Raw genomic sequence first — 25,718 nt, forward strand, 5'->3', positions numbered from 1 at the left:
GTCGCACCAATGGAGTTGCACCATGAAGACCACCAACCCCACCCTCAGAGGCGCCGCCCTCGCCACCGTGATCCTCCTCGGCGTCACCGCCTGCGGCTCCGGTGATTCCGCCTCCTCCACCGAGAACCCCAAGGTGACCGTCATCCTCGGCACCGCGTCCGACTCCTTCTACAACACCCTGGGCTGCGGGGCGAAGGCCGAGGGCAAGAAGCTCGGCGCGACGGTGGACGTGCAGGGCGCGACGACCTTCGACCCGGCCACCCAGACGCCGATCCTCACCAGCACGGTGGCCAAGAAGCCGAACGCCATCGTCATCGCGCCGACCGATTCCAAGGCGCTGGGCACGCCGCTGAAGCAGGCCAACGAGGCCGGCATCAAGATCGTGACGGCCGACACGGGTCTCGACGACACGAGCTTCCTGTCCTCCGCCGTCTCCTCCAACAACGAGGAGGGCGGCGCCGAGGCGGCCCGTACCCTGGCCGCGCTGGTCGGCGAGAAGGGCAAGGTCGTCATCATCGGCGGCACCCCGGGTGTCACCACGGCCGACCAGCGGATCAAGGGCTTCGAGACCGAGATCAAGAAGTACCCGGACATCACGTTCGTCGGCGTCCAGCCCTCGACTCCCAGCGGTGGCGTCGTTGAGGCCGCCCGTCTCACCGCCGCCTCGCTGTCCAAGGACCCCGACCTGGCGGGCATCTTCTCCATCAGCACCCCGGCCAGCGACGGCGCCAACAACGCCATCAAGGACGCCGGCAAGGTCGGCAAGATCAAGGTCGTCGGCTTCGACGCCGGACCGGCGCAGGTCGAGCAGCTGAAGAAGGGCACGGTCCAGGCGCTGATCGCCCAGAAGGCGGAGGAGATCGGCGCGCAGGCCGTGCGGCAGGCGGTGAACGCGGTTCAGGGCAAGAAGGTGACGAAGTCGATCGGTACGTCGTTCGTGTCGATCACGGCGGACAACCTGGGCGATGCGAACATCAGCAAGTACGTGTACCGGTCCAGCTGCTGACGGTTCGTCAGCGCGCTGGGCGGTGACAACTAACAGGTCCCCGAAGGGACTTCACTCCGCCGCCCGCAACGCCGCCCAGGTCGACTTCCCCACGATCCCGTCGGCGTCCAGTCCCTTGGCGCTCTGGAAACTGAGCACCGCGGCCTCCGTGCTCTCCCCGAAGTTGCCGTCCACACCGGCGCTGCCGATGTCGTACCCGCGCTTCGCCAGGATGCACTGGGCCTGCGTGACCTTCTTCCCCTGGTCGCCCAGGGCTGTGCTGCCGTTGCCCGAGTAGTACGTGCAGTCGGTGATCCAGGGTGCCGTCGCGGGCTCGGTCGAGGGATCGTCCGGAGACGGAGTGGGGTCGGTGCCGGTACCGGTGCCGGGGTCTGTTCCGGGGTCGGTCTCGGTGCCGGCCCCGGTCTCCGTACCGGTTCCCGCGCCCGGAGCCGTACCGGCGCCGGGGGACGTCGGGTCGGTCGGTCCGCCCTCGGTGGTGGAGTCGGGGATCTCCGACGGGTTCGCGGGGCCGTCGGCGACCACGGTGCCGTTGCCCGACGTGCCCGGGAGGGAACTCCCGCCCGGGAAAACCGGTTTCGGCGAGGAAGCGTCGTCACCGGTCGCTCCAAATCCGGGTGCCGTCGCAGGAGACCCCGGGGGCAAGGCGGTTGCGGGCCCGTCCGGCTGGACGAGTACGAAGCCGACCGCGGCCAGGGCACAGAGGGCGAGGGTCGCTGCCGCAACCGGCACGGGCTTCCTGCGGGCCCACGCGAGGGCTCGCGCCGGGCGCCGTCGCTCCGGCGCCGGTTCGGCGGACACTGCGGCTGCGGCCGGCGCCGGGACCACGCCCGCTGCCGGCAGCGGCATCGGCGCCGGTGGCGCCGACTTCGGGCGGTGGCCCGGGAACCGCAGCGCCGGTGCCCGTTCGACGGGGACGCGGTACAGCGTCTCGTACGCCCGCTGCCGTGCGAGCACCCTGCCGTGGAGCGGCTCCGGCCACCCGGACGCCGTCGCGGAGGCACCGGCACCCTCACCCGGGTCCGCCTCGCGAGGTCCGCGCCGGCCGTCCCCGCCGGTCTGCTCCTCTGCCGGGGGTTCGGAGGCCGTCCCCCAGGAGGACGCAGCCGCCGCCTCGATCAGCTCCGCCGGCGTCGGCCGGAGCGCGGGCTCCTTCGAGAGGCAGGCGGACAGCAGCGCGCCGAGCGCCGGATCGACCACCGTGAGCTCGCCGATCACCTCCGCGTCGGGCTCCTCGAACGCCACCCGGTGCATCACGTCGACCCCGGTGCCGTCGCCGAACGGGGCCCGCCCGGCCGCCGCGTAGATCAGCGTCCCGGCGAGCGAGAACACGTCCGACGCCGGGTCGCAGTGGCCGGTCCTGAGGTACTCCGGGGACATGTAGGCGGGCGTTCCGACCCGGTTGCCCGTGCCGGTGATCGAACTGGCGTCGGCGGCCTTCGAGATGCCGAAGTCGATGACGTGCGCGCCCTGGACCGACAGCAGCACGTTGGACGGCTTGAGATCCCGGTGCACGATCCCCGTGGCGGCCAGGTCGGCGAGCGCCTGCCCCAACTCCGCCACCAACCGCCAGACGGCGCCCGGCGCGAGGGCACCGTCCTCCCGTACGGCATCCGACAGATCGAGCGCCGCGAGGTACTCGGTGGCCATCCACAGCAACTCGTCCTGGAACCCCGTACCGCACAGCCTCGGCGCGTGCGGCGTACGGACCTGGCCGTGCACCGCCGCCTCGTGCTCGAACCGGCGCCGGAACCTCTCGTCCTCGGCGTACTCCGGCCGGATCACCTTCACCGCGAACAGGCCGGGACTGTCGTCCGCCGGGCGCGCCAGATAGACCCTGCCCATCCCGCCGCTGCCGAGCAGCGCCAACGGCACGTAAGGGCCGATGCGTTCAGGGTCGGCGGGACGCAGCGGCACGGCACCGGTCTGCCGCAGCGCGGCTGCCTCGCCCGCCGCCGGGTCCGGTGACACCGGACGCTCCTCTGACACGGACCCCCCGAAATGATTCTCTACGTACGCCAGTTCGCCTTATCGGCTGCGAGGACGAGGCTAACTCAGCCCAGGCGTTCGTTCAGGCTTTCGATCAGTTCCGTCACGCTGCGCACTCGGATCGGATCCGAAAGATACCGGGCCGCACCATCTGTACCGCGCTCACGAAGGTGACGGGCCCACCCGGTCGCGGCGCACGGCGGTGACGAAGGAGGCCCAGGCCTGGGCGGGGAGGACGAGGGCGGGGCCGTCGGGGTTCTTGGAGTCACGGACGGGAGCGAGGGGGGCCGGTATGCCGTCGGCGACTTCGAGGCACTGTCCGCCGTCCGAGTTGCTGTAACTGCTTCTGCGCCATGTCACACCGGTCAGGTCGATGAATCGCACGGTGCTTCCTCCCGCATCTGCCCGATGAACCTCCGCGACTCGGCGGGCGACAGAGCCAGGTCGCGGATCGCATCGTATGCGGGTTGCAGCCGGTCAAGTGCGGTGTGTTCCTCGATGAGTTCACCTCGGTGGGCGGTCTCCGTGTAGGCCAGGACACGCCCGTTCGGCAGCTTCAGGAACATCACGTCGGTGCTGTCCAGGCTGCACGGCCCGGCACTGAACGGCAGCACCTGGACGGTGACGCACGGATGCTCGGCGGCTTCCAGGAGGTGGTCCAACTGCTCGCGCCACGCCCCGCGTTCACGCAGCGCCATCCGCAGCGCGGCCTCGTACAGGATGGTGCGGAAGTGCGGGCCCCCGGCCCGCGTCAGCAACTCGGCCCGGGACAGCCGCGCCTCGACCTGCCGGGCGAGTTCCTCACCCCGGATGTCACCCGCCGCGAGCACCTCGGTCGCGTACCCCCGGGTCTGGAGCATGCCCGGAATCCTGGTGACCCCGAAGTGCCACAGGCTCACCGCCTCGGACTCCAGCCGCATGTACTCCCGGTACTCCTCCTTGAACTCGGACTTGTCCCCGAGGGCCAGTTCCCACAACGTCACCAGGAAGGTGTCCGTGCCGAAGTACTGGTCGAGCGCCACGACCACGTCCGCGCTGCCGAGTGTGTGGCCGTTCTCCATCTTCCCGAACATCGAGAAGTCCCAGCCCACCTTGTCGCCCAGCTGCCGCAGGCTGTCGCCGCTCCTCTCCCGCAGCGCCTTCAGCTCCTCGGCGAACCGCGCACGCGGCTCCTGGCTGCGGCTCGTCACCGTACGCCGTTGCGCCATGTCGTCCTCCCCCTGCGCCACCCACGGATTCTCACGCACCGTAATCCGATGGATGCGCAGGGCACAGGAAAAACGCCAGGACGCCCCCTCTACGAGTGAGCCGCCGCCCCTCTCACAGGCGCTGGATGATCGTCCCGGTGGCCAGCGCGCCGCCCGCGCACATGGTGATGAGCGCGAACTCCTTGTCCAGGCGCTCCAGTTCGTGCAGCGCCGTGGCGATCAGCCGTGCCCCGGTCGCACCCACGGGATGCCCGAGAGCGATGGCCCCGCCGTTCACGTTCACCTTCTCCAGGTCCTGTCCGAAGACCTGCGTCCAGCTCAGCACCACGGAGGCGAACGCCTCGTTGATCTCGACCAGGTCGATGTCCTTCAGGGACATGCCCGCCTTGCCCAGTACCGCCCGCGTCGCGTCGATCGGCCCGTCCAGATGGAAGTGCGGGTCGGCGCCCACCAGTGCCTGGGCCACCACACGCGCCCTCGGCCGCAGCTTCAGCGCCCGCGCCATCCGCTTCGACGCCCACAGCAGCGCGGCCGAACCGTCGCTGATCTGGGACGAGTTGCCCGCCGTATGGACAGCGGTCGGCATGATCGGCTTGAGGGAGGCGAGCGCGTCCATGGACGTGTCGCGCAGCCCCTCGTCCCGGTCGACGAGCCGCCACATCCCCTGCCCGGCGCCCTGCTCCTCCTCCGTCGTGGGAACCTGGACGGCGAACGTCTCCCTCTTGAACCGCTCCTCCGCCCAGGCGACCGCCGCCCGTTCCTGCGAGAGAAGCCCCAGCGCGTCGACGTTCTCGCGCGTCAGCCCCCGGCGCCTCGCGATCCGTTCAGCTGCCTCGAACTGATTGGGAAGGTCGACGTTCCACTCCTCCGGGAACGGCTTCCCGGGCCCGTGCTTGGACGCGGATCCCAGCGGCACCCTCGACATCGCCTCCACACCGCAGCTGATGCCGACGTCGATGACGCCCGCCGCGATCATGTTGGCGACCATGTGCGAGGCCTGCTGGGAGGAGCCGCACTGGGCGTTGACGGTGGTCGCCGCGGTCTCGTACGGCAGGCCCATGGTCAGCCAGGCGGTGCGGGTGGGGTTGGCGGACTGTTCGCCGGCCTGGGTCACCGCGCCGCCGACGATCTGTTCGACACAGTCGGCGGGGATGCCGGTGCGGCCCAGAAGTTCTCGGTAGGTCTCGCCCAGGAGGTAGGCGGGGTGCAAGTTGGCGAGCGCGCCGCCGCGCCTGCCGATGGGGGTGCGTACGGCTTCGACGATCACGGGTTCCGCGGCCATGGTGGGGAGTTCCTCTCCTCAGGTCACCCGCGCGGCGCGGGCGTCCCGGCCACCCGCCACGCAGAACTAGTACGCGTTCTAGTTCTCTTTGCAGTCTGCTGACGGGCCGTCCACCACCGCAACCCCCTTGCAGCGCCCGATAACACGATCACCGCTCACAATTGGGGTCGTCACGCCTCTTGTGACTTCTAGAACCCGTTACTACCGTCGCCACTCCTCACCATTCCTGATGGACCGTCAGATACTGTTCGGATGACGGGAGTTTCCGATGGCACCCTGTCCCGCGCTGCCCGAAGGGTTCGACTTCACCGACCCTGACCTGCTCCAACACCGCGTACCTCTCCCGGAGTTCGCCGAGCTGCGCGCCACCGAGCCGGTCCACTGGATACCGCAGCACCCCGGCATCGCGGGCTTCTCCGACGAGGGCTACTGGGCCGTCACCCGGCACGCGGACGTCAAGTACGTGTCCACGCACCCGGAGTTGTTCTCGTCCACCACCAACACGGCGATCATCCGCTTCAACGAGCGCATCGAGCGCGACGCGATCGACGCCCAGCGGCTGATCCTGCTCAACATGGATCCGCCCGAGCACACCCGCGTCCGCCAGATCGTGCAGCGCGGCTTCACCCCGCGCGCGATCCGCGCCCTGGAGAACAACCTGCGCAGCCGCGCCCTCGCCATCGCCGCGAACGCCGCCGCCCGCACCGGCGCCTTCGACTTCGTGACCGAGGTCGCCTGCGAACTGCCCCTCCAGGCCATCGCCGAACTGATCGGCATCCCCCAGGAGGACCGCCTCAGGATCTTCGAGTGGTCCAACAGGATGATCTCGTACGACGATCCGGAGTACGCGATCACCGAGGAGGTCGGCCAGGAGTCGGCCATGGAACTCATCGCGTACGCCATGAACATGTCCGCCGACCGCAAGCAGTGCCCGGCGAAGGACATCGTCACCACGCTGGTGGCCGCCGAGGACGAGGGCAACCTCGCCTCGGACGAGTTCGGCTTCTTCGTACTGATGCTGGCTGTCGCGGGCAACGAGACGACCCGCAACGCCATCACCCACGGCATGCACGCCTTCCTGACCCACCCGGACCAGTGGGACCTCTACAAGCGCGAGCGCCCGGCCACCACCGCCGAGGAGATCGTGCGCTTCGCGACCCCCATCGTCTCCTTCCAGCGAACGGCCACCCAGGACACGGAGTTGGGCGGCCAGAAGATCAAACAGGGCGACCGGGTGGGCCTGTTCTACTCCTCGGCCAACCGCGACCCCGAGGTCTTCGACTCCCCGGACGTCTTCGACATCACCCGCGACCCCAATCCCCACCTCGGCTTCGGCGGCGGAGGCCCGCACTTCTGCCTCGGCAAGTCCCTGGCCGTCATGGAGATCAACCTGATCTTCAACGCGGTCGCCGACGCCCTGCCCGACCTCACCCTGGCCGGCGACCCACGCCGGCTGCGCTCCGCCTGGGTCAACGGCGTCAAGGAACTCCAGGTGACCACCGGCTGAGCCCCCTGGCCCACCCCGCCGAGAAACTCGGGCCGGCGGCATCCCGGCGTCGCCGGCCCGTCCCACGTGAGGCAGGGGCGCATCCCTACGCCCCGCCCCTGCCTCCGCCCAGCACCGCCGCTCGCCGCTCCGCGCTCACCGGCGCGCTGATCCGGACCCGGGTGCCCCCGTCGCCGGACGAGTGGATCTCGACGGCACCGCCCAGACCGGCCAGCGGCCGGTAGGCAGCGTGGGAGAGCCCGCGCCCCTCCGGCTGCCCGTCCACGTCGAAGCCACGTCCGTGGTCGCGGACGACCACTTCGAACCCGGCCTCCGAATCGGCGGCGCGCACGACGGCGTGGGCGACCCGCGCATGCTGCCAGGCGTTGGTCAGCGCCTCGTGCAGCGCGCCGGCCACGGCCTCGGTCACCTCCGGGCCGGGTTCGGCGGACAGCTCGACGGTGATCAGTTCGACGCGCAGCCCCAACTGGCGGAACATCCCCGCCACCACCCGGAGTCGGCCGACCAGGACACTGGACTCGGCGCCGTCGTCGGGCTTGATGGCATCGCGCAGCCGGTTGATCAGCTGAAGGGCGAGGCCCCGGACCTCCTGGAGACGCTGCCCCGGATCGGCGGCCTCGTCCCCCGCGTGCTCGGCGATCTCGCGGAGGACGCCCACCACAGGCTTGCGCAACAACTCGAGCGCTTCGGCCCGTTCCTCCGTACGGCCCGCGCGCAGGCTCTCGTCGACGGCCAGGTCCGTGGCGCGGCGGGCCAGCCGGGTCAGCAGCCAGGCCACGGCGAGCGCCAGTATCAGGTAGCCCTGGCGAGCCGCGAGCTGGAAGAGGGCGGCCCCCTCCAGGGGCACGCCGTTGAGCGTGGCCATCGCCACCAGCAGCGCGAGGCCACCGGCAGTCAGAGCGGTCGCCGCTTTCAGACGCCGCAGACTCGTCCAGTAGACGACGACACCGATGGTGTACGACCAGAAGATCTCCCGGCCGGGCAGCATGATCTCCCCGGCCGGCACGACCACGGCGGACCACAGGTTCAGGACCAGGGCGGTACCGACGTCGAACGCCAGGAACGCCGAGGAGAGCCACAGCCGTCGCATACGTCCGGTCGTGATGCCGATCAGCACCACGAGGTCCATGGTGAACACCGCGGTCACCGCTGCCCAGAAGGAGACCGGCAGTCCCTTCTCGATGTTGGCGAGCGCCGACACCAACTGGATCGGACTGAGGGTGAGTCGGTAGCCGAGGGCGGCGACGGCCAGCCAGCTCAGCGACACCAGGGTGAGCGATTCGAGACTGATCGTGCGGGTGAGGCTGACGGCGATCACCGGCTGTCCGGCGCCCTTCCTGCTCACCCGGTCCGCCGAGGGCATCTTTATGGTGACCCGGGTTCCCTTTCCCGGAGCCGAGTAGACCTCCGTCGTACCCCCCTTCTCGCTGATGGGGCGCCGGATGGAGTTGTCGATGCCGAAGCCCCGGGGGTGGTCCGCCGGGTCGAATCCGACGCCGCGGTCCTGTACGACGACCTCGAATCCGGTGGACGAGCTCACCGCGGTGACCGTCGCCCGGTCGGTCTCCCCGTAGCGCCAGCTGTTGTTGAGGGCCTCGCGGACGGCCGACACGACGCACTCCGTGGTGTCCTCGTCGGGGCTCGAACTCAAGTCGGCCACGGACACTTCCACGCGGGTCTGACCAGCGAACTCCTCGGTGAGAAGCTCCAGTTGGCAGCCGAGGTCGGCCGAGGGCCGCGTCTGTCCGGTGTCACGGTCGGCCTCCGTGAGAGCCACCGTACGGATGTCGCGGAGCCGCTGTGCCTCGGGCGCGTCCTCAACGCTTCGGCGGGCGATGTGTCCGAGTTTCTGAAGCGCCGTGTCATGCATCGCCCTCAGTTGCTGCACCCGCTCCGAGGCGCGTCCCGCCCGTCTGCCCTCGGCCTCCGCAAGGGCAGCACCCGTGTGGGCCAGCCTGCTGACCAGGGCCGGAATGACCAGCCCGTTGGTCAGCCAGGCGCCACGCGCCGCGAGCTGCGTCCACCCGGCACCGTCGAGACGGTCGCCGTTGACCCACACCATGAGCAGCTCGACGAGCAGCCCTCCGGCTGTCGCGACCACTCCCACCCGGATCCCGTGCCGGACGGTCAGCAGTCCCACCGTGCCCATTCCGTACAGCCAGAACGCGTCGCGGTACGGCTCCAGAATGGTGCCCTGCTCCAGGACGGCTGCGGCCCACACGTCGATGCCGAACGCCAGCAGCACGTCGGCCGCGGAGAACCCCCACGAGGAGCGAAAGGCAGCGCATCGGCCCGTGATGGTGAGTTGGAGCAGCACGAGGTTGAGGGCGACGAGGAGGAGGCAGGCCACCACATAGCTCCGGGCGGCCCCGCCCACCAGGTCGTAGCTTCCCGAGACCGCGATGGGCAGCACCGCGGTCCGGAACGCCAGCAGTCCGATGGTGATCCACCTGACGGTGCGTTCGGCGAGGCTCGTCGGCAGGCGCCGCTTCCCGGCGCTCATGGCTGTGCCGCGTCCAGGTGGCGGGCGGGCGTGGTGCGGCGCGCGTCCCACAGGGCCTCGCCGAGGGCCTGCGCGGTCAGTTCCGACGAGAGATAGCCCCGTCGGGAGTGGGCCCATGGTCCCGCGTCGATGCCGATGTCCTCGATCCGCAGCCCGTCGCCGAACAGGGGGCTCAGTCGCTTCACCCGGACGACGGGGTCCCACTTGTCGTAGATGTTCACCCAGCGTGAGAGCACACCCGGCCAGGGGTGGCGCCCGTTGACGGGGCGGGTCGGCAGCCGCCGGCGGATGTAGTGCCGGAATCCCAGCGGGGACCCGAGCGTGATCAGCGTCCGGACACCGTGCTCCGGCAGCAGACAGAGCGCCTCGTAGGCCGCGACCGTACCGAGCGAGTGCCCGATCACGATGCGGGTGTCGGCCTCGATCCGTGCGGTGATCCGTGCCCGGACCTCGGCGCGCACCTCGGCCCTGGTGACGAAGGAGCGGACGTGCCGGGCACCCACGGCGGGGCCGGGCCGGGCCAGCAGATCGCCGAACGACACGCATTCCAGATCGCGGGCGGAGACGTCCCGGTCCCCCGCGTACCGGGCTCCCTCGATCAGAGCGCTCAGCCACGCGGAACGCGCGGCGATGGAATCATCGAATTCAGGGAAATTCCCTACCCCGTTGACGGCCAGCAACATGGCCATGCGCTCTCCCGGAATCACGTGAGCCGTCCGGCCGAATTGGCCTTGACTCGATGCTTCCGGAGAGAGGGTGCGTGGCACATCGACAGAAATACCCGGACGGGGGCGGGCAGAAATACCCGTCATGTGCGGCGGGTTTCCCGGGAGTTGGCGCTCGGAAGGGCAATCAGACGGGCCAGTCCCGAAGTCACCGCGGTGGTGATGTCCCGTTCCGAAGCGGATTCGGACGGCTGGAACAGCTCGACGGACAGGGAAATGACGGGCCTTGGGCCGCCACCGCCGAGAAAGAGGGGTGTCCTGCTCCCCTTGCGCCACACCCGATCGGTGTCGGAGATCCCGACAAGGAGGATCTCACTGCCGAACTCCGCGGCCAGCCGAGCCACCCCCGGCTTCAACTCGGCGACACCGTCGACCCGTTCACCGTGATCGGGGATGCGGCCCTCCGGGGCCATGGCGAGCACCCCGCCGGACCGCAGCACCTCGCGCGCCCGGTCCATGGCCGAGGCGCCGTAACCCCGACCGGCGGGAATGGCGCCCAGCCGCCGCAGGATCGCGCCGTACAGCGGGTTCTTGAAGTAGTCGCCGCGCACCATGGTGACCGGCGCGACTCCCCACCGGCGGAAGGCGACGAGCCCGACGACGAAGTCGAGCATGCTGCGATGGTTCGAGGCGATGATCAGGCCCCGGCCGGGCAAAGGCCGCACTCGTACGCGCCCGATCCGGACCTTGGCCAGCGGGAGAAGCAGCGCACGCGCGATGACGGCGCCGCCTCTCAGCATGAATCGCTGCACCCATGACGAACTCGCCGCGCAAACGGTCATTTTCCCCTCCCGAAAAGGGAAAGGATCCCCTTTTTAATTGCGAAGCGCGTCAGGTCCGCGCGCCGACGGCATCCCGTCTTGTCCCGGATCTTCTCCAGATGGCCGTTCACCGTCGTTTCCCCGATGAACAACTCCTTGGCGATGTCACGAGTGGTCTCACCGGCGGCCACAAGCCGGAGCACATCCCTTTCCCGGGGTGTCAGCTGAACCCCGTCCTTGAGGAGGAATCCGGCGACAGTGGCCGAGAAATAGGTCCGCCCGCCCCCCACCGTGCGTACCGCCCGGACGATTTCGTCGGGCTCGGTCTCCTTGGTGAGATAACCGTGCGCGCCGGCGGCGATCGCGTCCACGACAGGCATTTCCTCGGCGAACATCGACACGATGAGCAGGGTGTACCCGGCCGCGACCAGATGCTCGATCGCCGCCGTGCCGTCGATTCCGCCGCCCCGCAGCCGAAGGTCGAGAATCACCACGCCGGGCCGCTCGCCGACCCGGGACTCGAACTCCTCCACGGAGCCGGCGGCACACAGGAGCACAAGGTCCGCGGCCCCCTCGATCACCCTGGTGAACCCCAGCAGGGTCACCGGATCGTCCTCGATGATCGCCACACCGGTCATGGAGTCCCCCTTACCTACGCCGAGCCCGAACAGGCCTGGCTGCGCCCCGAGTTGCCATGCTCGCACCGGGCTTCCCCCCAGTGGAGGGTAGAAATACCCTCACCCGGACAGCCGCACGCCGGCGCCGACGGCTCACGCGTTCCCGGCCGCCCCCCGCCCCTGCCTCCGCCCCGCCCGGCCCCGCCCGTAGACTGCGACGGCAATTGCAACTACGACGGTGAGGCGTGCCGGTGCGATCCTGGCAACGTTGTCTGGACGCGGCGGGAGTGCACAGCGGCAGTGACCGCGCCGCGTACCTGAAGGCCAAGCAGTTCATGCTGAGCCGGGAACCCGCCGGTCATCTGGCCGTACGGCTGCTGATCCCGGCCCGCCTGCAGCCCCACATCCTGGCCGGATACGCGTTCGCGTCGTTCACGGACGACCTGTGCGACCGGGGCACCGTGCCGGAGCGGACGCGTCGCTACGAGGGCTGGGCCGAGCAGGTGCGCACGGCACTGGACACCGGAACCGCCCGCCACCCCCTGCTGCGCGCCTTCCTGCACACCGCCGAGAAACGCGAACTGCCGCGCTCCTGGGTGGACTCGTACCTCGTCGGCGCCGAAATCGACCTGGACTTCGCCGGGTTCACGACCGAGGGCGACTACCAGGCGTACATCGAGAAGCTGACCTGGCCGTTCCTCATGATCACCTCGGGTCTGTCGATGCCGGGCGGCGGCACCCAGGCCTACGCGGACAGCTGCCGTCTCCTCGCCGACGCCTGCCAGCGCACCGACTTCCTCACCGACCTGGCCGAGGACCTGCGCGACGGCCGCCTCTACCTCCCCACCGACGACCTGGAAGAACACGGCGTCACACGCTCCGACCTGGAACAGGGCCGAGACCTCCCCGGTGTCCGTTCCCTCCTCACGGCCACAGCGGCAACGGCCCACGCCACACTCCGCGAGGCCACCCGAATAGTCGCGGAACTCCCCGAGGAACAGCGCCCGTTGACCCGCTTCGTCATCCTCCTCCACGACCACCGCCTACGCCGGGCAACGGCCATGGGCGCAGCGGTCACCCGAGGCCCCGTACGGGACAACCCGATCGAGTGCCTACGCATCCTGGCCGCCTCACACCGAGGAACCCTGGACCTACCTGCACTTGCATCGAAGGCCGCGTAACCGCGCCCCTAAGGGGCGCGGGGAACTGCGCGACAAGCCCCCACCGGGCCCGCAGCCGACGAACTACTGCAACGCCGGGTCCTTCACAGTTTCCGGCCGCTCATCACTGCTCTCCGCGGCCCGGGCAACCACGCGAGCCCGCGGCCCCATGAACACGTAAGACAACCCGAACCCGGCAAGAACAACCGCCGCCCCGCCCACCGCGTCCAACACCCAGTGATTCCCGGTAGCAACAATCGCGGACACGGTGAACAACGGATGCAGCAGCCCCAACGCCTTCATCCACCACTTAGGCGCAACGATCGCGATGACGAGCCCACACCACAGAGACCACCCGAAATGCAGCGAAGGCATCGCGGCGTACTGGTTGGTCAGCGCGGTCAACGTGCCGTAGTCCGGCTTGGAGAAGTCCTGGACGCCGTGCACGGTGTCGATGATCCCGAGGCCCGGCATCAGCCGCGGCGGAGCCAGCGGGTAGAGCCAGAACCCCACCAGGGCAAGCAGCGTGGCGAAGCCCAGCGACGCACGGGCCCAGCGGTAGTCGACCGGGCGGCGCCAGTACAGAACGCCGAGGACGGTCAGCGGCACCACGAAGTGGAACGACGTGTAGTAGAAGTCGAAGAAGTCCCGCATCCAGCCGATCTTCACCACCGTGTGGTTGACCCAGTGCTCGATGTCGATGTGCAGGAACTTCTCGATGTCGTAGATCTCGTGGCCGTGCGCCTCGGCGGTGGACCGGCCGCCGGTGGTGGTGCCGCCGGTCGCGGCGAGCCGGACCTTCTGGTAGGCGGCGTACGTGACCCGGATCAGCAGCAGTTCGAGGAGCAGGTTCGGACGGGTGAGCACCCGGCGCAGGAAGGGCAGGAGGGGGACCTGCTTGAAGCGGGTGGGGACCGGCGCCGCGTAGTCCGTCGGGACCGGTGAGCGGTAGTGCTCCGCGGTCCGGGAAAGGAACGGGACGACGGTGGCCGCGGCGATCGCGGCCAGCAGCACGATGTTGTCGCGGACCGGGTAGAGCGCTCCCATGTTCGGGATGACCATCTTGGCGGGCAGCGTCATCACGATGATGACGGCGACCGGCCACATGTAGCGGTCGGAGGCACGCTTGCCGACCCGGCCGACGACCGCGAGCAGCACCCACAGCAGCTGGTGCTGCCAGGTCGTCGGGGACACGGCGATGGCCGCGCAGCCGGTGATCGCGACCGCCAGCAGCAGCTGGCCGTCCTGCGCGTACCGCACCGCCCGGCGCAGTCCGAGGACGGCGACGCCCGCGCCGAGCGCCAGGAACAGGGCGATCTCGAGCGGGCCCTCGACGCCCAGCCGCAGCAGCGCGCCGTGCAGGGACTGATTGGCGAGGTCGTCGGCGGCGCCGCCGAGCCCGGCCCCGCCCATGTGGTGCACCCAGTAGGTGTACGAGTCGTCCGCCATCGCGATCCACGCGAGCGCGGTGCAGGCGGCGAAGGTGATCCCGGCGGAGACGGCGGCCCGGCGCCGGCCGGTGAACCACAGCAGCGGCGCGAACAGCAGCACGGTGGGCTGGAGGGCCGCCGCGAGGCCGATCAGGGCGCCGGCGGCCCGTTCCTCGCGGGCGACGAAGCAGCCGAGGAGGACCAGCAGGACGGGGATGATGCTGGTCTGGCCCAGGTGGAGGGTGTTGCGCACGGGCAGCGACAGCATCAGCAGGCTGATCGCGAGGGGCGCGGCGAGCAGCGAGGTGCGGCGGCTCACGGGCTTCGGCAGGGCGCGGGCGGCGACCAGGCCGAGCGCGACGACCAGCAGCAGGGTGCCGAAGGTCCAGCCCCAGCCGAGGGCCTGCTCGGCTGCCCGGGTGAGCGGCTTGAGGACGAGCCCGGCGAAGGGTGTGCCCGTGAACTGCGTCGAGTCGTAGAGCGACCCGTTCACATGCAGGACGCCACCCGGCCCGACCCACGTCTCCAGGTCGGTCAGCCGGTCCGCCTTCGGTGTACTGAGGACGGCGGCCACCTGTCGGACCGCGAGGACGGCGACGACGAGCCACAGCACCACACGGGCCGCTCTCAGCCGTGCCTGCGCCGTCCCGGCCGCGCCCACCCCGAAGGCACCGCCCGCTCTCCCACCGTGTTCTGCGTTTGCCACGCCGCGCAGGCCTCCCGCCCCAGTCGTCCCATATATCCCACGTGTCCCGTGTGTCCCACGCGTCTCATCCTGTACGAATCCCTAGAGAATCGCACTGCCTCCGTTGTGAGACGCGGGCAACCCCCACTTCACCTGAGAGACCCCTGCTTTTTGTCCGGATGACGATAGCGGGCCCGGGGTCCGGTTCCCTCCCTCGGTCGCTGCGCAGACCTCGCAGAGGCGGAAAACCGGCCGGTTCCCGACCGGATCGGACGGTGTCCGCCCGAAGACGCCATGGCCCGTCCGGGGAGTAGCGTCGCCGGGATGCGGATCCTCCACCTCTCCGACACCCACATCAACCACGCCGGCGCACCCAACCGCCACGGCGTCGACACGACCGCTTCGCTGCGCCGGATACTCACCGACGTACGGCATCTCACCGGCCTCGGAGCCGTCGTCGTCAGCGGGGACCTCGCGGACAGCGGAGCCCCCGAGGAGTACGCGGTCGTACGGGACCTCGTGGGCGCGTTCGCCCGGGAGCGGAGCATCCCCCTGTTCTGCACCACCGGCAACCACGACGAGCGCGTCGCCTTCGCGAAGGCGCTGGGCAGCGGACACCTGGACCCGGACGGCCAGGACCGCGCCGAGTCCCGGCTCGACTCCCCCGAGGGCGAGTTGGCGGCGGCGAGCACGGTCGACGGCCACCGGATCGTCACCCTCGACTCGCTCGTACCGGGCAAGGTGTACGGGTATCTCGGCGCCGCCCAGCTGGACTGGCTGCGCGCGCTGCTGCGCACCCCGGCGCCGCACGGCACGACGGTCGTCCTGCACCATCCGCCGGTCGCCCTCGACAACGCGCTCCAGCGGGCGCTGGGGCTGGGAAACCCCGCGGACCTGGCCGACGCCGTCCGCGGCAGCGACGTACGGCTGATCCTGTGCGGGCACTTCCACCTCCAGATCACGGGGTTCCTGGAGTCGGTGCCGGTATGGGTGACGCCGGGGGTGTTCAACCGGATCGACCTGACCGGCCCGGCGGGCACGGAGCGGGCGGTGCGCGGGGCCTCGGCCACGCTCGTCGACCTGGGCTCGCCGGGCGGCCCGCTGCTGCACACGCTGCACGCCCGCGACCCCCGGGCCGGCGAGACCGTCTACGAGCTCGACGAGGCGCGGATCACCGACCTGGTCGCCCGCGAGGGCTACAAATAGCGGGGACACACAGCCTTAGCCCACAGCTCAGCACACCACTCGGCCACGAACACCACGAACGGAAAGGCACGCCCCCATGAGCGAGTCCCAGCGCTGGGAAGACGTCGACGACTACTTCACCACCCTCCTCGCCCCGGACGACGAGGCCCTGGAGGCCGCGCTGCGCGACAGCGACGCGGCGGGGCTGCCGCACATCAACGTCGCGCCGAACCAGGGCAAGCTGCTCCAGCTCCTCGCCCAGGTCCAGGGCGCCCGCCGCATCCTGGAGATCGGCACGCTCGGCGGCTACAGCACCATCTGGCTGGGCCGCGCGCTCCCGGCGGACGGCCGGCTGATCACCCTGGAGTACGACGCGAAACACGCCGACGTCGCCCAGCGCAACCTCGCCCGGGCCGGCCTCGACGGCATCGCCGAGGTGCGGACCGGCCCCGCCCTGGAGTCGCTGCCCAAGCTGGCCGACGAGAACCCCGAGCCGTTCGACCTGGTCTTCATCGACGCCGACAAGGTCAACAACCCGCACTACGTGGAGTGGGCCCTCCGGCTGACCACCACGGGCAGCCTGATCATCGTCGACAACGTCGTGCGCGGCGGCCGGGTGACCGACGCCGACTCCACCGACCCGAGCATCCGGGGCACCCGGGCCGCGCTCGAACTCATCGCCGGGCACCCGAGGTTGAGCGGCACGGCGGTGCAGACGGTGGGCGGCAAGGGGTACGACGGCTTCGCGCTGGCGAGGGTCGTGGCGTAGCAGCCGAGCAGCCGAGCACCCCCCGCCGGCCTCAACCCTCGTGGTAGAAGCCCACGTTGACGCTGCGCGGCCCGGTGCGGTCCTGGACGATGACCTCTCCGGAACCGCCCCGGGGCAGCGGCACGCTCCCTCCGTACGGCACGGTCTGGGCGTACTCGCCGACCACCAGGCGGACTTCGGAGGACGGGTCGGGCTGGGAGCCCTGGAGCCACGCGAGGTGCCAGATGTTGTCGGGGCCGCACAGGAACTCCAGATGGACCCGTGAGACGAACAGCCAGTCGTCGGGGGTCGCGAGACGGCACACGGCCTTGTCCCGGCCCACCCGCAGAATGGCCCCCGGTTCACTGGGCGCCTCGGCCATGAGCATGCCGGCCGTGGCGCCGGCGTCCGTCCCGGAGACGGTGGCCATGGTGAGTTCGAGCACGTGCGCTCCTTCTGAACGGTCCCCGAAGGTGACCTGACCGGTCCTCGCGGAACAGTCATTGCTGAACAGTCCCTGTACGGCAGCCATGTTGCCGTACCGCCGCCGCATGATAAATCGCCCGATCGTCCTGGTGGGCGAGGTCCGGCACAATGGACACATGACCGAACGCAAGCCACCCGGCGTAAGTTTCGAGTCCTGGGTGGACAAGCAGATCCGCGAGGCGGAGGCCCGTGGGGAGTTCGCCCAGCTGTCCGGCGCGGGCAAGCCGCTGCCCGGGGGTCCGGGCACGTCGTACGACGAGATGTGGTGGGTCAAGCAGATGATGGCGCGCGAGGGACTGTCGGTCCTGCCGCCCACGCTGGCCCTGCGCAAGGAGGCGGAGGACGCGCTGGCGGCGGCGCATGCGGCCCCCTCCGAGGGAGCGGTCCGCAGGATCGTCACCGAGATCAACGCCAAGATCCGCGACATGATGTTCAAGCCACCGCCCGGCCCCCCGCTGGGCCTCAAGCCGTACGACGTCGAGACGGTCGTACGGGAGTGGCGGCAGACGCGGGAGACGCGGGCGGAATAGAGGGGTACTGCGGGGGTGTCTCAGAAGCGCAGGAGCCGCTCCGTCAGTTCGCGGTAGTCGCGCAGGGCGAGGCGGAACCGCTCGGTGTCGCCGTTGTCACCGGTGTCGCTGCCACCGGCGGACTGCCAGGACGCGTGGAGCGTACGGCGGCTGTGCGTCACCGCCTCGGCGAAGCGCGCGGAGACCTCCTCCAGCACGCGGTCGGCCTCCTCGACGGAGCCCCGGGGACCGTCCACGAACCCGGTGACGGCGTGCTGGAGCCGCAGCGTGAGCTTGTCGCGCTCGTCCTGCGGGAGCAGCGCGATCCCGTGGTGCCGGTCCTCGCCGGCCCGGGCGGGACCGGGCGCGGCGGGCGGCGGCACGGGCGCGGAAGCACCGGCGGGCGTCCTGGCCCCCGGCCTCTCGGTCGCCGACCGTTCGGTACGCGGCTTCTCGGTGCCCGGCAGCCCGGTGGCCGAACGTTCGGTGGCCGGCCTCTCCGTACCGGGCCTGTCCGTACCGGGCCTCTCGGTGGCCGGCAGGTCGGGGTCCGGCGTGTTCGCGGCCGATTTATGGGTGTCCGTCATGTGCTTCAACTCCCCTTCAACTGAAGCTTGTTGAGTCGCGAGTGCGACTTCGGGCGGGGCCGCTCCCCCTCGCCGACCAGGTCGTCGAAGAGGGCGCGGGCCTCGATCAGCGCCGAGCGCATCTCCTCCGTGTCGGCCCGGTTCTCGTGGGCGGCGCGGTGCACACGCCGGTAGCCGTCCACGTGGTCGGCGTGGTGCACGGAGAGCGCGGCGAGCTGTTCCTCGTACTGGCCGCCGTCGGGGAAGCCACGGGCGCCGGCCAGCTCGGCCAGGAGCAGGTCGGCGTCGGCGACCGCCTGCTGCGGCGACTCGACGAAGTGTTCCTGGGCGGCCGTCCAGCGGGCCGCGAACCGTTCGCGCTCGGCGGACTCCAGCGGACGTTCCCGCAGGTCGCCGTGGCGTTCCACGCGCTCGCCGAGTTCGTGCTCGGCGGCCTTGGCGTCCCCGTCGTGACGGGCGACGACCCGCTCGTACTCGGGCCCGAAACGGCGTTTCAGGTTCCGTCCGCCGTGCGGGCCGGGGGCCCGCTTCCTCAGGGCGACCCCGCCGACGACGACGGCCACGACGACGATCACGATCAGAACGATGAGCAGTCCTGTGGACATGGATGCCTTCCGAATCTCCTCGACCGATTTCTCGACCGACCCGACCGACCGACTGTCCGAACAGGCCGGTTCCTGTGTCGGGTTGCCCGGAAGAGGCCCCTCAAACGGTCGTAACCGGCCGCAACCGGCCGGGAGAAGGTGCGTGGGGCACGCGGGGCGGCCGAGGCCACGCATATCCGGTTGCGCGCCCCGCACACCGGCTCCGCAGAATGAGCGGATGACCTGGACCATCGCCCCGGAACCCTTCGGCTCCCCCGTCGCCGCCGCGCTCTGGCGGGCGTACTACACGGAGGTCAGCGACCGCTGGTACCTCCTGCACGAGGGCCGCCGTACGGACCCCGGCGAGCTGGACCGTGAGGTCGCGGCGCACCCGGGTGCCGAACTGGCGCCGCCGAGCGGCCAGTTGCTCGTCGCACGGTACGACGGTGAGCCGGCCGGCAGTGCGGGCGTACGACTCCTCGACAGCGCGACCGGCGAGCTGACCCGGGTCTTCCTGTACGAGGGGATGCGCGGCAAGGGCGGCGCCGCCCTGCTCGTGACGGCGGCCGAAGACGCCGCCCGGGCCCTGGGTGCCCGGCACATGGTCCTCGACACCCGCTCCGACCTTGCCGAGGCACGCGCCCTGTACACGCGCCTCGGTTACGCCGAGACCGAGCCCTACAACGACAACCAGTACGCCGAGCACTGGTTCCGCAAGAACCTCAACTGAGCTTTTTCGCCGGACCGTTGTGCGGCTGTTCCGCGTCCGAGCCGCACAGTTCCTCGTTCAGCTCCTTCACCAGCTGGACCAGGTCGGTGGGACGGTCCGGGCCCCACCAGTCGCCCAGCAGTTCGGCCAGTGACTCCTCACGGGCCCGTGCCAGCCGGTCGGCGACCTCGCGGCCCTCGTCGGTCAGGATCAGGTCGAGGCCCTCGCGTACCCCGAGCCGGCGCTCCTCGACCTGGCGGGCGGCCTCGATGATCACGGTCAGCGGTACGGAGGTGCGCTCGGCCAGCACCGCGGGCTCGGCCCAGCCGTACCGCCGGATGCGCAGCAGCAGCCAGCTCGCCGCCGGATAGAGGTCGAGGCCGGCCCGCGCGGTGATCGTCCGGTAGATCTCGCGCCGCCCCTCGCGGGTGCCGAGCACGGACAGCGCACGGCACACCTCGTCGTACGACGACCGCTGGACCGGGTTGCTGGCAAGGGTCTGCGTGGCGTCGGGGGCGGTGACCGAGCCGCGCAGCTTGTCCTCGCGCAGGAACCAGGCGAGGACGAAACCGAGGACGGCGACCGGAGCGGCGTACAGGAAGACGTCGGTGATGGCGGACGCGTACGCGTTCAGGGCGGCCGGGCGCAGGGTGGCCGGGAGGGCGGCGATACCGCGCGGGTCGGACTCCAGCGCGTCCGCCGAGACCCCGGCGGGCAGTTGTACGCCCCGGAAGGCGTCCGTGAGCTTGTCGCCGAGGCGGCCGGCGAAGACCGTACCGAAGACGGCCACGCCGAAGGATGCGCCGATGGAGCGGAAGAAGGTGGCGCCGGAGGTGGCGACGCCCAGATCCTCGTACGAGACCGCGTTCTGCACGATCAGCACCAGGACCTGCATGACCAGGCCGAGGCCCACGCCGAAGACGAGGAAGCAGGCGCTCATCTCGGCGGTGGAGCTGTGCTCGTCGAGCTGGTGGAGCAGGAGGAGGCCGAGGGCGGTGACGCCGGTGCCCGCGACGGGGAACACCTTCCAGCGGCCGGTGCGGCTGACGATCTGCCCGGAGACCGTCGAGGCGAGGAACAGGCCGAGCACCATCGGCAGCATGTGCACGCCGGACATGGTCGGGGAGACGCCCTGGACGATCTGGAGGAAGGTCGGCAGGTAGGTCATCGCGCCGAACATGGCGAAGCCGACGATGAAGCTGATGACGGCGCTGAGGGTGAAGGTGCGCAGCCGGAACAGCTTGAGGGGGAGGACGGGTTCGGCGGCCCGTCGCTCGGCCTGCACGAAGGCGACGGCCAGGACCACGCCCAGCACCGCCAGGCCGACGGTCCGCGCGGAGCCCCAGCCCCAGGTGGCGCCGAGGGAGGTGACGAGGATCAGGCAGGTGGCGACGGAGGCGATGAGGAAGGTGCCGAGGTAGTCGATGACGTGCCGCTCGGACCGGCGCGGGATGCGCAGGACGGTCGCGATCACGGCGAGGGCGACGATGCCGACGGGAAGGTTGACGTAGAACACCCAGCGCCAGCTCAGATGCTCGGTGAAGAGGCCGCCGAGCAGCGGTCCGAGCACGCTGGTCGTGCCGAACACGGCACCGAACAGGCCCTGGTAGCGCCCTCGTTCGCGCGGCGGGACCAGATCCCCCACGATCGCCATCGACAGCACCATCAGCCCGCCGCCGCCGAGCCCCTGCAACGCCCGGAAGCCGATCAGCTGGGGCATGTTCTGAGCCATCCCGCAGAGCACGGAGCCGATCAGGAAGATCACGATCGCGGCCTGGAAAAGCTGCTTGCGGCCGTACTGGTCGCCGAGTTTGCCCCAGAGGGGGGTCGCGGCGGTCGACGCGAGCAAGTAGGCGGTGACCACCCACGACAGGTGATCCATGCCGCCGAGATCGCTGACGATGGTCGGCAGCGCGGTCGACACGATGGTCTGGTCGAGGGCGGCGAGCAGCATGCCGAGCAGCAGGGCGCCGATGGAGACGAGCACGTTCCCGGGCACGTGTTCGGGCCCGGGAGTCACCGGTTGCTCGTCCGCCACATCTCCCGTCCTACCGCGTACTTCCCCGGCCATGTGGACCTCCTGTGACTCTCGTAACACCCCCATCGTGGTCGGTGTGACCGGTTATGGCCTGTCGAATCCCCACGAGATTCGGCGGAACCCCGGATTCCGGGGGCTGGCGGGAGATGGTGTGAAGGGGCTCTGCATAAACTCGGGAATTCGAACGGGGAAGGAAGCGACGCGTGGTGAACGATCCGAAGGGGCACGTGTGTCCGGAGTGCGGCGCGCCCCGGGGAGCCGACAACACGCCCTCCTGCGAGTGCACCGAACGCGCGGCCGACGCCCACCACGAGACCCGTACGGCGGAGGCCGCGGCGGCGGAGGACTTCGACCCCCTGCGCATACGCCCGTACGTGGAACTCACCCCGGCGACCCCGGCGACCACTGAGCCGCCACAGCACGCGGACCCGGCGCCCGACGCCACGATGCCGCTGCCGGCGTTCCGGGAGACCACCCCCGACTGGCCGGAAGAAGCACCCACGACGGCGATCCCCGCCCACCGCCCCCCGGACCACCTCACCGAGGACGATGAGCAGCCGGCCCGCTCGGGCAGCCGCCCCCGCATCCTTCTCCTCGGCGCCGCCGGAGCCGTCATCGCCGTACTGGCGGCGGGCGGACTGGCCGGCGGGATGTTCACGTACGACAAGCCGGCCCGCAACGACACGGCCGCCCAGGACGTACGGGAGAGCGTCCCGGCGGCGACGACCGGCGCGGCGGCGTCCCCGACACCGTCCAGCAGCCCGCCGTCGTTAAAACCGGCCCCACCGCCCCCCGCCCCGACCCGCAGCACCAGCTCCCCGACCCCCTCGCCCACGCCGACGAGTGCGTCGCCCACCCCGTCCAGGTCGACCACCCCGAGCCAGGCACCGACGACCGCCGAGGCCACCGGCACGGTCTCCCCGGCCCCCGGCGAGGACGACAAGGACACCGCCCCCGTCCTGCGCCCCGGCGACCGCGGCGACGAGGTCCTCGAACTCCAGCTGCGCCTGCAGTCGTTGGCCGTCTACCTCAACGACACCGACGGCATCTACGACGACAACGTCGAGAACGCGGTAACCACCTACCAGTCGACCCGCGGCATCCAGACCGAAGAGCCCGGCGTATACGACCGCACAACCCGAGAACGCCTCGAATCAGAAACAACGGAGCCGTAGACACCCCAAGGGGGCGCAGGGCTGGAGGCGCCTGAGATTCGCGGCCGCGACCAGCCCGCGCTTCGCTCCCCGGCCCCGACCCGCGCCCCAAAGAGGCGCGGTGCTGTATCGACCGGCGACTCCGCCGTGCAGGCGCGCCCCAAAGGGGCGCGGGGAACTGCGCGACAAGCCCCCACGGGCCCGCAGCCAAAGTTCCGCCCTCCCCGCGGAGCGAGCCGCAATCAACCGACGTGAACCCGCAACTCCCCGCCCCCCACACGCTCCACCCGCACCCCCACAAGGTCCGGCACGACCACGTCGGGCCGGTGAGCGTGCGCACGCGCCCCCACCCCCACCACCCGCATCCCCGCGGAGCGCCCCGCCGAGATCCCCGCCCCGGAGTCCTCGAACACGACGCAGTCGGCCGGGTCGACGCCCAACTCGGCGGCGCCCTTCAGAAAGCCCTCGGGATCCGGCTTGCTCGCGCCCACGGACTCGGCCGTGACCCGGACATCAGGCAGCGCCAGCCCCGCCGCGGCCATCCGCGCCGTCGACAGCGCGACGTCGGCGGAGGTCACCAGGGCATGTGGCAGCCCCCGCAGGGATGCCAGGAACTCGGCGGCGCCCGGTATCGCGACGACGCCGTCCATGTCGGCGGTCTCCTCGGCGAGCATGCGCGCGTTGTCGGCGTGGTTCGCCTCCATGGGCCGGGCGGGCAGCAGTACGGCCATCGAGGCGTACCCCTGCCGTCCGTGCACCACCTTCATGACCTCGTCGCCGTCCAGCCCGTGCCGGTCGGCCCAGTGCCGCCAGATGCGCTCGACGACGGCGTCGGAGTTGACGAGGGTGCCGTCCATGTCGAGGAGGAGGGCACGGGCGGTGAGCACGGTGGTGGCCGTCATCGGCAGAGCTCCAGGCGCACGGGGACGAGGCGGGGCCGAGACCCGGTCGGGTGCGCCCCGGAGGACCAAGGCGGCCCCGCCCGCCGGTCAGGGAAAACGGGCGGGAGCCACTTTGTTCCTCCACGGTACAAAATAAACAGCGGATCCCGCTACCACCTCGACCAACCATTCACCGACCGGTCACCTCCCGGTCGACCCACCAGGCCACCTCCCGGCCGGACCTATCCGGCCACCGCCTCCCAGAGGCTCCACACCCCGAGCGCCAGCATCAGCACGGCCGCGACCTGGGTGATCAGCCCCAGCGGCACCCGCTTCATCAGCGCCCGGCCGCCCACGATCCCGAGCCCGGCCACCGCCCACAGCGCGAGCACCGCGCCGAGGCCGACGGAGAGCGGGTCGTCGTAGCGGGCGGCGAGGTTGGCCGTCATGATCTGCGTGAGGTCGCCGAACTCGGCGACCAGGATGAGCATGAAGCCGGCCCCGGACACCTTCCAGAAGGACTGGTCCTCGGGCCGCCGCACCTCCGCGTCGCCGTCGCCCGCCCCCTTGAGCAGCAGCACGGCGGCCCCGCCCAGGAAGAGCACGCCGGTCAGCGCATGCAGGAGTTGTTGCGGCAACAGGGTCAGGACGCTGCCCGCCGCGACGGCCAGCGCCACATGGACGGCGAAGGCGGCGGCGACGCCCGCGAAGACGTACGAGGCGCGGTAGCGGGTGCCGAGGACGAGCCCGGCGAGGGCGGTCTTGTCCGGGAGTTCGGCCAGGAAGACGACGCCGAAGACGAGCGCCGTGACACTGAAGCTGATCAAGGTTCCTCAATCGGTAGGGCTGCCCCACCGAGAGTGTGATGACTTCACGCGTCCTGCGATGCGCTGCGACACCTCGGCACGGCAGCACACGTAAGAAAACGTGGTGCTGCTCTGCCGAAGGTCTCGCTGGCCGGTCCGCACATGTACGTACGGAACCTGCCTCCGGGCGCCGGCTCAGACGAGCTGAGCAGTATGTCGACGGTCCGGCGAAGAGCTACTCCCCTTCTGCGCCGTCCAGCGTACGCGACACGTCATCCGGCGACGGCGGCCTGCGTACGGAATCCACACACACCGACACCTTGCTCTGTCATGCGCACGTCACTAGCTTCTTACCCACCGCTCATCCCCCGGCAATCCGGCGACGCAACCATTCAGTCGCTGCCGCTCAACATCCCCATCCCCCGAGGGAGTTCGCATGCCGAAGTTCTACGCGCGTCGACGGCTCAGCATACTCGCCGCTCTCACCGGTCTCATAGCCACGGTCGGACTGCTCAACGGTCCGGCCGCCTCCGCCGCTCTCCCCACCCCGGTCAGCGCCGCCACCGCCCGCACCTACCTCGCCTCGCTCACCGTGGCGACCGAGGACCGCACCGGCTACGACCGCGACCTGTTCAACCACTGGATCACCATCTCCGGCACCTGCAACACCCGTGAGACGGTCCTGAAGCGGGACGGTACGAACGTCGTCACCAGCTCCGCCTGCGCCGCCACCAGCGGTTCCTGGTACTCCGTCTACGACGGCGCCACCTGGACGGCCGCCTCCGACCTCGACATCGACCACCTGGTCCCGCTCGCCGAGGCCTGGGACTCGGGCGCCGACAGCTGGACCGCCGCCCAGCGCCAGGCGTTCGCCAACGACCTCGTCCGGCCCCAGCTCATCGCCGTCACGGACAACGTGAACCAGTCGAAGAGCGACCAGGACCCGGCCGAGTGGATGCCGTCCATCACCTCCTACGCCTGCACGTACGTGCGCGCCTGGGTCCAGGTGAAGTACTACTACGACCTCTCGGTCGACTCGGCCGAGAAGACCAAGCTGACCTCGGTCCTCAACGGCTGCTGATCAGCGGTTGACAGTCGATCCCTGACTGATCGACTCGACTATCAGCTGCACTGTGCACGGAACCTCCCCGCCCTCCT

24 protein-coding genes are annotated in these 25,718 nt (G+C 70.4%); 9 read left to right on the forward strand and 15 right to left on the reverse strand.

Translation table 11 applies throughout. The annotated features are described in order from the left end of the window. Window positions 1-22 precede the first annotated feature (22 nt). Entirely contained in the window at window positions 23-1,006 is a 984-nt protein-coding gene (locus ACH4TV_RS02920) for an ABC transporter substrate-binding protein (protein ID WP_398393566.1), read from the forward strand. Between the two features lie 51 nt (window positions 1,007-1,057). On the opposite strand, the gene ACH4TV_RS02925 is transcribed toward ACH4TV_RS02920, so the two are convergent. From ACH4TV_RS02925 to ACH4TV_RS02940, 4 genes are all read right to left on the reverse strand, one after another. Continuing rightward, a complete protein-coding gene (locus ACH4TV_RS02925) occupies window positions 1,058-2,977 on the reverse strand; it encodes a protein kinase (protein ID WP_398393568.1) in 1,920 nt (639 codons plus the stop codon). A 180-nt stretch (window positions 2,978-3,157) separates the two neighbouring features. Beyond that, a complete protein-coding gene (locus ACH4TV_RS02930; RefSeq protein WP_398393570.1) occupies window positions 3,158-3,379 on the reverse strand; it encodes a DUF397 domain-containing protein in 222 nt (73 codons plus the stop codon). Then, the gene (locus tag ACH4TV_RS02935; RefSeq protein WP_398393572.1) at window positions 3,361-4,203 is read right to left on the reverse strand and encodes a helix-turn-helix domain-containing protein; all 843 of its coding nucleotides are present in this window, start codon (window positions 4,201-4,203) and stop codon (window positions 3,361-3,363) included. Before ACH4TV_RS02935 ends, ACH4TV_RS02930 begins: the two co-directional genes overlap by 19 nt. A 112-nt stretch (window positions 4,204-4,315) precedes the next feature. Further along, window positions 4,316-5,485: a steroid 3-ketoacyl-CoA thiolase gene (locus ACH4TV_RS02940; protein ID WP_398393574.1), complete on the reverse strand. Its 1,170-nt coding sequence runs from the start codon at window positions 5,483-5,485 to the stop codon at window positions 4,316-4,318. Between the two features lie 268 nt (window positions 5,486-5,753). On the opposite strand from ACH4TV_RS02940, the gene ACH4TV_RS02945 reads away from it, so the two are divergent. Beyond that, the gene (locus ACH4TV_RS02945) at window positions 5,754-6,992 is read left to right on the forward strand and encodes a cytochrome P450 (RefSeq protein WP_398393576.1); all 1,239 of its coding nucleotides are present in this window, start codon (window positions 5,754-5,756) and stop codon (window positions 6,990-6,992) included. An 85-nt stretch (window positions 6,993-7,077) separates the two neighbouring features. On the opposite strand, the gene ACH4TV_RS02950 is transcribed toward ACH4TV_RS02945, so the two are convergent. The 4 genes from ACH4TV_RS02950 to ACH4TV_RS02965 form a co-directional block, all read right to left on the reverse strand. Continuing rightward, complete coding sequence (locus ACH4TV_RS02950; RefSeq protein WP_398393578.1) at window positions 7,078-9,495, reverse strand: sensor histidine kinase; 2,418 nt, start codon at window positions 9,493-9,495, stop codon at window positions 7,078-7,080. Continuing rightward, complete coding sequence (locus tag ACH4TV_RS02955; protein ID WP_398393580.1) at window positions 9,492-10,184, reverse strand: hypothetical protein; 693 nt, start codon at window positions 10,182-10,184, stop codon at window positions 9,492-9,494. Before ACH4TV_RS02955 ends, ACH4TV_RS02950 begins: the two co-directional genes overlap by 4 nt. A 119-nt stretch (window positions 10,185-10,303) precedes the next feature. Continuing rightward, window positions 10,304-10,960, reverse strand: a complete 657-nt coding sequence (locus ACH4TV_RS02960; protein ID WP_398393582.1) for a lysophospholipid acyltransferase family protein — start codon at window positions 10,958-10,960, stop codon at window positions 10,304-10,306. 38 nt (window positions 10,961-10,998) lie between these two features. Further along, window positions 10,999-11,619 carry a LuxR C-terminal-related transcriptional regulator gene (locus ACH4TV_RS02965; protein WP_398393584.1) on the reverse strand — a complete coding sequence of 207 codons (621 nt, stop codon included), beginning with the start codon at window positions 11,617-11,619 and terminating at the stop codon, window positions 10,999-11,001. A gap of 230 nt (window positions 11,620-11,849) precedes the next feature. Here ACH4TV_RS02965 and ACH4TV_RS02970 point away from each other — a divergent pair, with 230 nt between their 5' ends. Then, window positions 11,850-12,779, forward strand: coding sequence for a phytoene/squalene synthase family protein (locus tag ACH4TV_RS02970; RefSeq protein WP_398393585.1), 930 nt, complete (start codon window positions 11,850-11,852; stop codon window positions 12,777-12,779). A 63-nt stretch (window positions 12,780-12,842) separates the two neighbouring features. Here ACH4TV_RS02970 and ACH4TV_RS02975 read toward each other — a convergent pair whose 3' ends face one another. Beyond that, complete coding sequence (locus tag ACH4TV_RS02975) at window positions 12,843-14,894, reverse strand: bifunctional glycosyltransferase 87/phosphatase PAP2 family protein (RefSeq protein ID WP_398393587.1); 2,052 nt, start codon at window positions 14,892-14,894, stop codon at window positions 12,843-12,845. Window positions 14,895-15,197: 303 nt separating this feature from the next. On the opposite strand from ACH4TV_RS02975, the gene ACH4TV_RS02980 reads away from it, so the two are divergent. Next, window positions 15,198-16,079 (forward strand): metallophosphoesterase family protein, encoded by an 882-nt coding sequence (locus tag ACH4TV_RS02980; RefSeq protein ID WP_398393589.1) that lies wholly within the window; start codon window positions 15,198-15,200, stop codon window positions 16,077-16,079. Window positions 16,080-16,155: 76 nt separating this feature from the next. Then, window positions 16,156-16,827: an O-methyltransferase gene (locus ACH4TV_RS02985; RefSeq protein ID WP_398393591.1), complete on the forward strand. Its 672-nt coding sequence runs from the start codon at window positions 16,156-16,158 to the stop codon at window positions 16,825-16,827. 31 nt (window positions 16,828-16,858) lie between these two features. Here the strand turns inward: ACH4TV_RS02985 and ACH4TV_RS02990 are convergent, their stop codons facing one another. Beyond that, on the reverse strand, window positions 16,859-17,251 hold the full coding sequence (locus tag ACH4TV_RS02990) for a hypothetical protein (RefSeq protein WP_398393593.1): 393 nt from the start codon (window positions 17,249-17,251) through the stop codon (window positions 16,859-16,861). A 157-nt stretch (window positions 17,252-17,408) separates the two neighbouring features. Here ACH4TV_RS02990 and ACH4TV_RS02995 point away from each other — a divergent pair, with 157 nt between their 5' ends. Beyond that, window positions 17,409-17,822 carry a DUF1992 domain-containing protein gene (locus ACH4TV_RS02995; RefSeq protein WP_398393595.1) on the forward strand — a complete coding sequence of 138 codons (414 nt, stop codon included), beginning with the start codon at window positions 17,409-17,411 and terminating at the stop codon, window positions 17,820-17,822. A gap of 20 nt (window positions 17,823-17,842) precedes the next feature. On the opposite strand, the gene ACH4TV_RS03000 is transcribed toward ACH4TV_RS02995, so the two are convergent. Together ACH4TV_RS03000 and ACH4TV_RS03005 are read right to left on the reverse strand one after the other, a co-directional pair. Then, a complete protein-coding gene (locus tag ACH4TV_RS03000) occupies window positions 17,843-18,388 on the reverse strand; it encodes a hypothetical protein (RefSeq protein ID WP_398393597.1) in 546 nt (181 codons plus the stop codon). Window positions 18,389-18,393: 5 nt separating this feature from the next. Then, the gene (locus tag ACH4TV_RS03005; protein ID WP_398393599.1) at window positions 18,394-18,993 is read right to left on the reverse strand and encodes a hypothetical protein; all 600 of its coding nucleotides are present in this window, start codon (window positions 18,991-18,993) and stop codon (window positions 18,394-18,396) included. A 217-nt stretch (window positions 18,994-19,210) separates the two neighbouring features. Here ACH4TV_RS03005 and ACH4TV_RS03010 point away from each other — a divergent pair, with 217 nt between their 5' ends. Further along, a complete protein-coding gene (locus tag ACH4TV_RS03010) occupies window positions 19,211-19,702 on the forward strand; it encodes a GNAT family N-acetyltransferase (RefSeq protein ID WP_398393601.1) in 492 nt (163 codons plus the stop codon). Here the strand turns inward: ACH4TV_RS03010 and ACH4TV_RS03015 are convergent. Further along, complete coding sequence (locus ACH4TV_RS03015) at window positions 19,695-21,752, reverse strand: DHA2 family efflux MFS transporter permease subunit (RefSeq protein ID WP_398393603.1); 2,058 nt, start codon at window positions 21,750-21,752, stop codon at window positions 19,695-19,697. The two genes, ACH4TV_RS03010 and ACH4TV_RS03015, sit on opposite strands and share 8 nt — an antisense overlap. Before the next feature lie 170 nt (window positions 21,753-21,922). On the opposite strand from ACH4TV_RS03015, the gene ACH4TV_RS03020 reads away from it, so the two are divergent. Continuing rightward, window positions 21,923-22,894 carry a peptidoglycan-binding protein gene (locus ACH4TV_RS03020; RefSeq protein ID WP_398393605.1) on the forward strand — a complete coding sequence of 324 codons (972 nt, stop codon included), beginning with the start codon at window positions 21,923-21,925 and terminating at the stop codon, window positions 22,892-22,894. 221 nt (window positions 22,895-23,115) lie between these two features. On the opposite strand, the gene ACH4TV_RS03025 is transcribed toward ACH4TV_RS03020, so the two are convergent. After that, window positions 23,116-23,775: an HAD family hydrolase gene (locus ACH4TV_RS03025; RefSeq protein WP_398393607.1), complete on the reverse strand. Its 660-nt coding sequence runs from the start codon at window positions 23,773-23,775 to the stop codon at window positions 23,116-23,118. A 221-nt stretch (window positions 23,776-23,996) separates the two neighbouring features. Then, window positions 23,997-24,581 carry a TMEM165/GDT1 family protein gene (locus ACH4TV_RS03030; RefSeq protein ID WP_398393609.1) on the reverse strand — a complete coding sequence of 195 codons (585 nt, stop codon included), beginning with the start codon at window positions 24,579-24,581 and terminating at the stop codon, window positions 23,997-23,999. Window positions 24,582-24,996: 415 nt separating this feature from the next. Between ACH4TV_RS03030 and ACH4TV_RS03035 the strand changes: the two genes are divergently transcribed. Then, complete coding sequence (locus ACH4TV_RS03035; RefSeq protein ID WP_398393611.1) at window positions 24,997-25,641, forward strand: HNH endonuclease family protein; 645 nt, start codon at window positions 24,997-24,999, stop codon at window positions 25,639-25,641. The last annotated feature ends 77 nt before the right edge of the window (window positions 25,642-25,718 follow it).

It is taken from the genome of Streptomyces sp. NPDC020898 (genome assembly GCF_044333925.1).
Lineage (GTDB): Bacteria > Actinomycetota > Actinomycetes > Streptomycetales > Streptomycetaceae > Streptomyces.

Excerpts from the sequence above, each read along its gene's own strand:
- ACH4TV_RS03035 (WP_398393611.1), top strand. The coding sequence starts at position 24,997 with ATGCCGAAGTTCTACGCGCGTCGACGGCTCAGCATACTCGCCGCTCTC.
- ACH4TV_RS02995 (WP_398393595.1), top strand. The coding sequence starts at position 17,409 with ATGACCGAACGCAAGCCACCCGGCGTAAGTTTCGAGTCCTGGGTGGAC.
- ACH4TV_RS02985 (WP_398393591.1), top strand. The coding sequence starts at position 16,156 with ATGAGCGAGTCCCAGCGCTGGGAAGACGTCGACGACTACTTCACCACC.
- ACH4TV_RS02920 (WP_398393566.1), top strand. The coding sequence starts at position 23 with ATGAAGACCACCAACCCCACCCTCAGAGGCGCCGCCCTCGCCACCGTG.
- ACH4TV_RS03010 (WP_398393601.1), top strand. The coding sequence starts at position 19,211 with ATGACCTGGACCATCGCCCCGGAACCCTTCGGCTCCCCCGTCGCCGCC.
- ACH4TV_RS03015 (WP_398393603.1), bottom strand. The coding sequence starts at position 21,752 with ATGGCCGGGGAAGTACGCGGTAGGACGGGAGATGTGGCGGACGAGCAA.
- ACH4TV_RS02935 (WP_398393572.1), bottom strand. The coding sequence starts at position 4,203 with ATGGCGCAACGGCGTACGGTGACGAGCCGCAGCCAGGAGCCGCGTGCG.
- ACH4TV_RS02945 (WP_398393576.1), top strand. The coding sequence starts at position 5,754 with ATGGCACCCTGTCCCGCGCTGCCCGAAGGGTTCGACTTCACCGACCCT.
- ACH4TV_RS02965 (WP_398393584.1), bottom strand. The coding sequence starts at position 11,619 with ATGACCGGTGTGGCGATCATCGAGGACGATCCGGTGACCCTGCTGGGG.
- ACH4TV_RS03000 (WP_398393597.1), bottom strand. The coding sequence starts at position 18,388 with ATGACGGACACCCATAAATCGGCCGCGAACACGCCGGACCCCGACCTG.
- ACH4TV_RS03005 (WP_398393599.1), bottom strand. The coding sequence starts at position 18,993 with ATGTCCACAGGACTGCTCATCGTTCTGATCGTGATCGTCGTCGTGGCC.
- ACH4TV_RS03025 (WP_398393607.1), bottom strand. The coding sequence starts at position 23,775 with ATGACGGCCACCACCGTGCTCACCGCCCGTGCCCTCCTCCTCGACATG.
- ACH4TV_RS02955 (WP_398393580.1), bottom strand. The coding sequence starts at position 10,184 with ATGGCCATGTTGCTGGCCGTCAACGGGGTAGGGAATTTCCCTGAATTC.
- ACH4TV_RS02940 (WP_398393574.1), bottom strand. The coding sequence starts at position 5,485 with ATGGCCGCGGAACCCGTGATCGTCGAAGCCGTACGCACCCCCATCGGC.
- ACH4TV_RS02980 (WP_398393589.1), top strand. The coding sequence starts at position 15,198 with ATGCGGATCCTCCACCTCTCCGACACCCACATCAACCACGCCGGCGCA.
- ACH4TV_RS02950 (WP_398393578.1), bottom strand. The coding sequence starts at position 9,495 with ATGAGCGCCGGGAAGCGGCGCCTGCCGACGAGCCTCGCCGAACGCACC.
- ACH4TV_RS02960 (WP_398393582.1), bottom strand. The coding sequence starts at position 10,960 with ATGCTGAGAGGCGGCGCCGTCATCGCGCGTGCGCTGCTTCTCCCGCTG.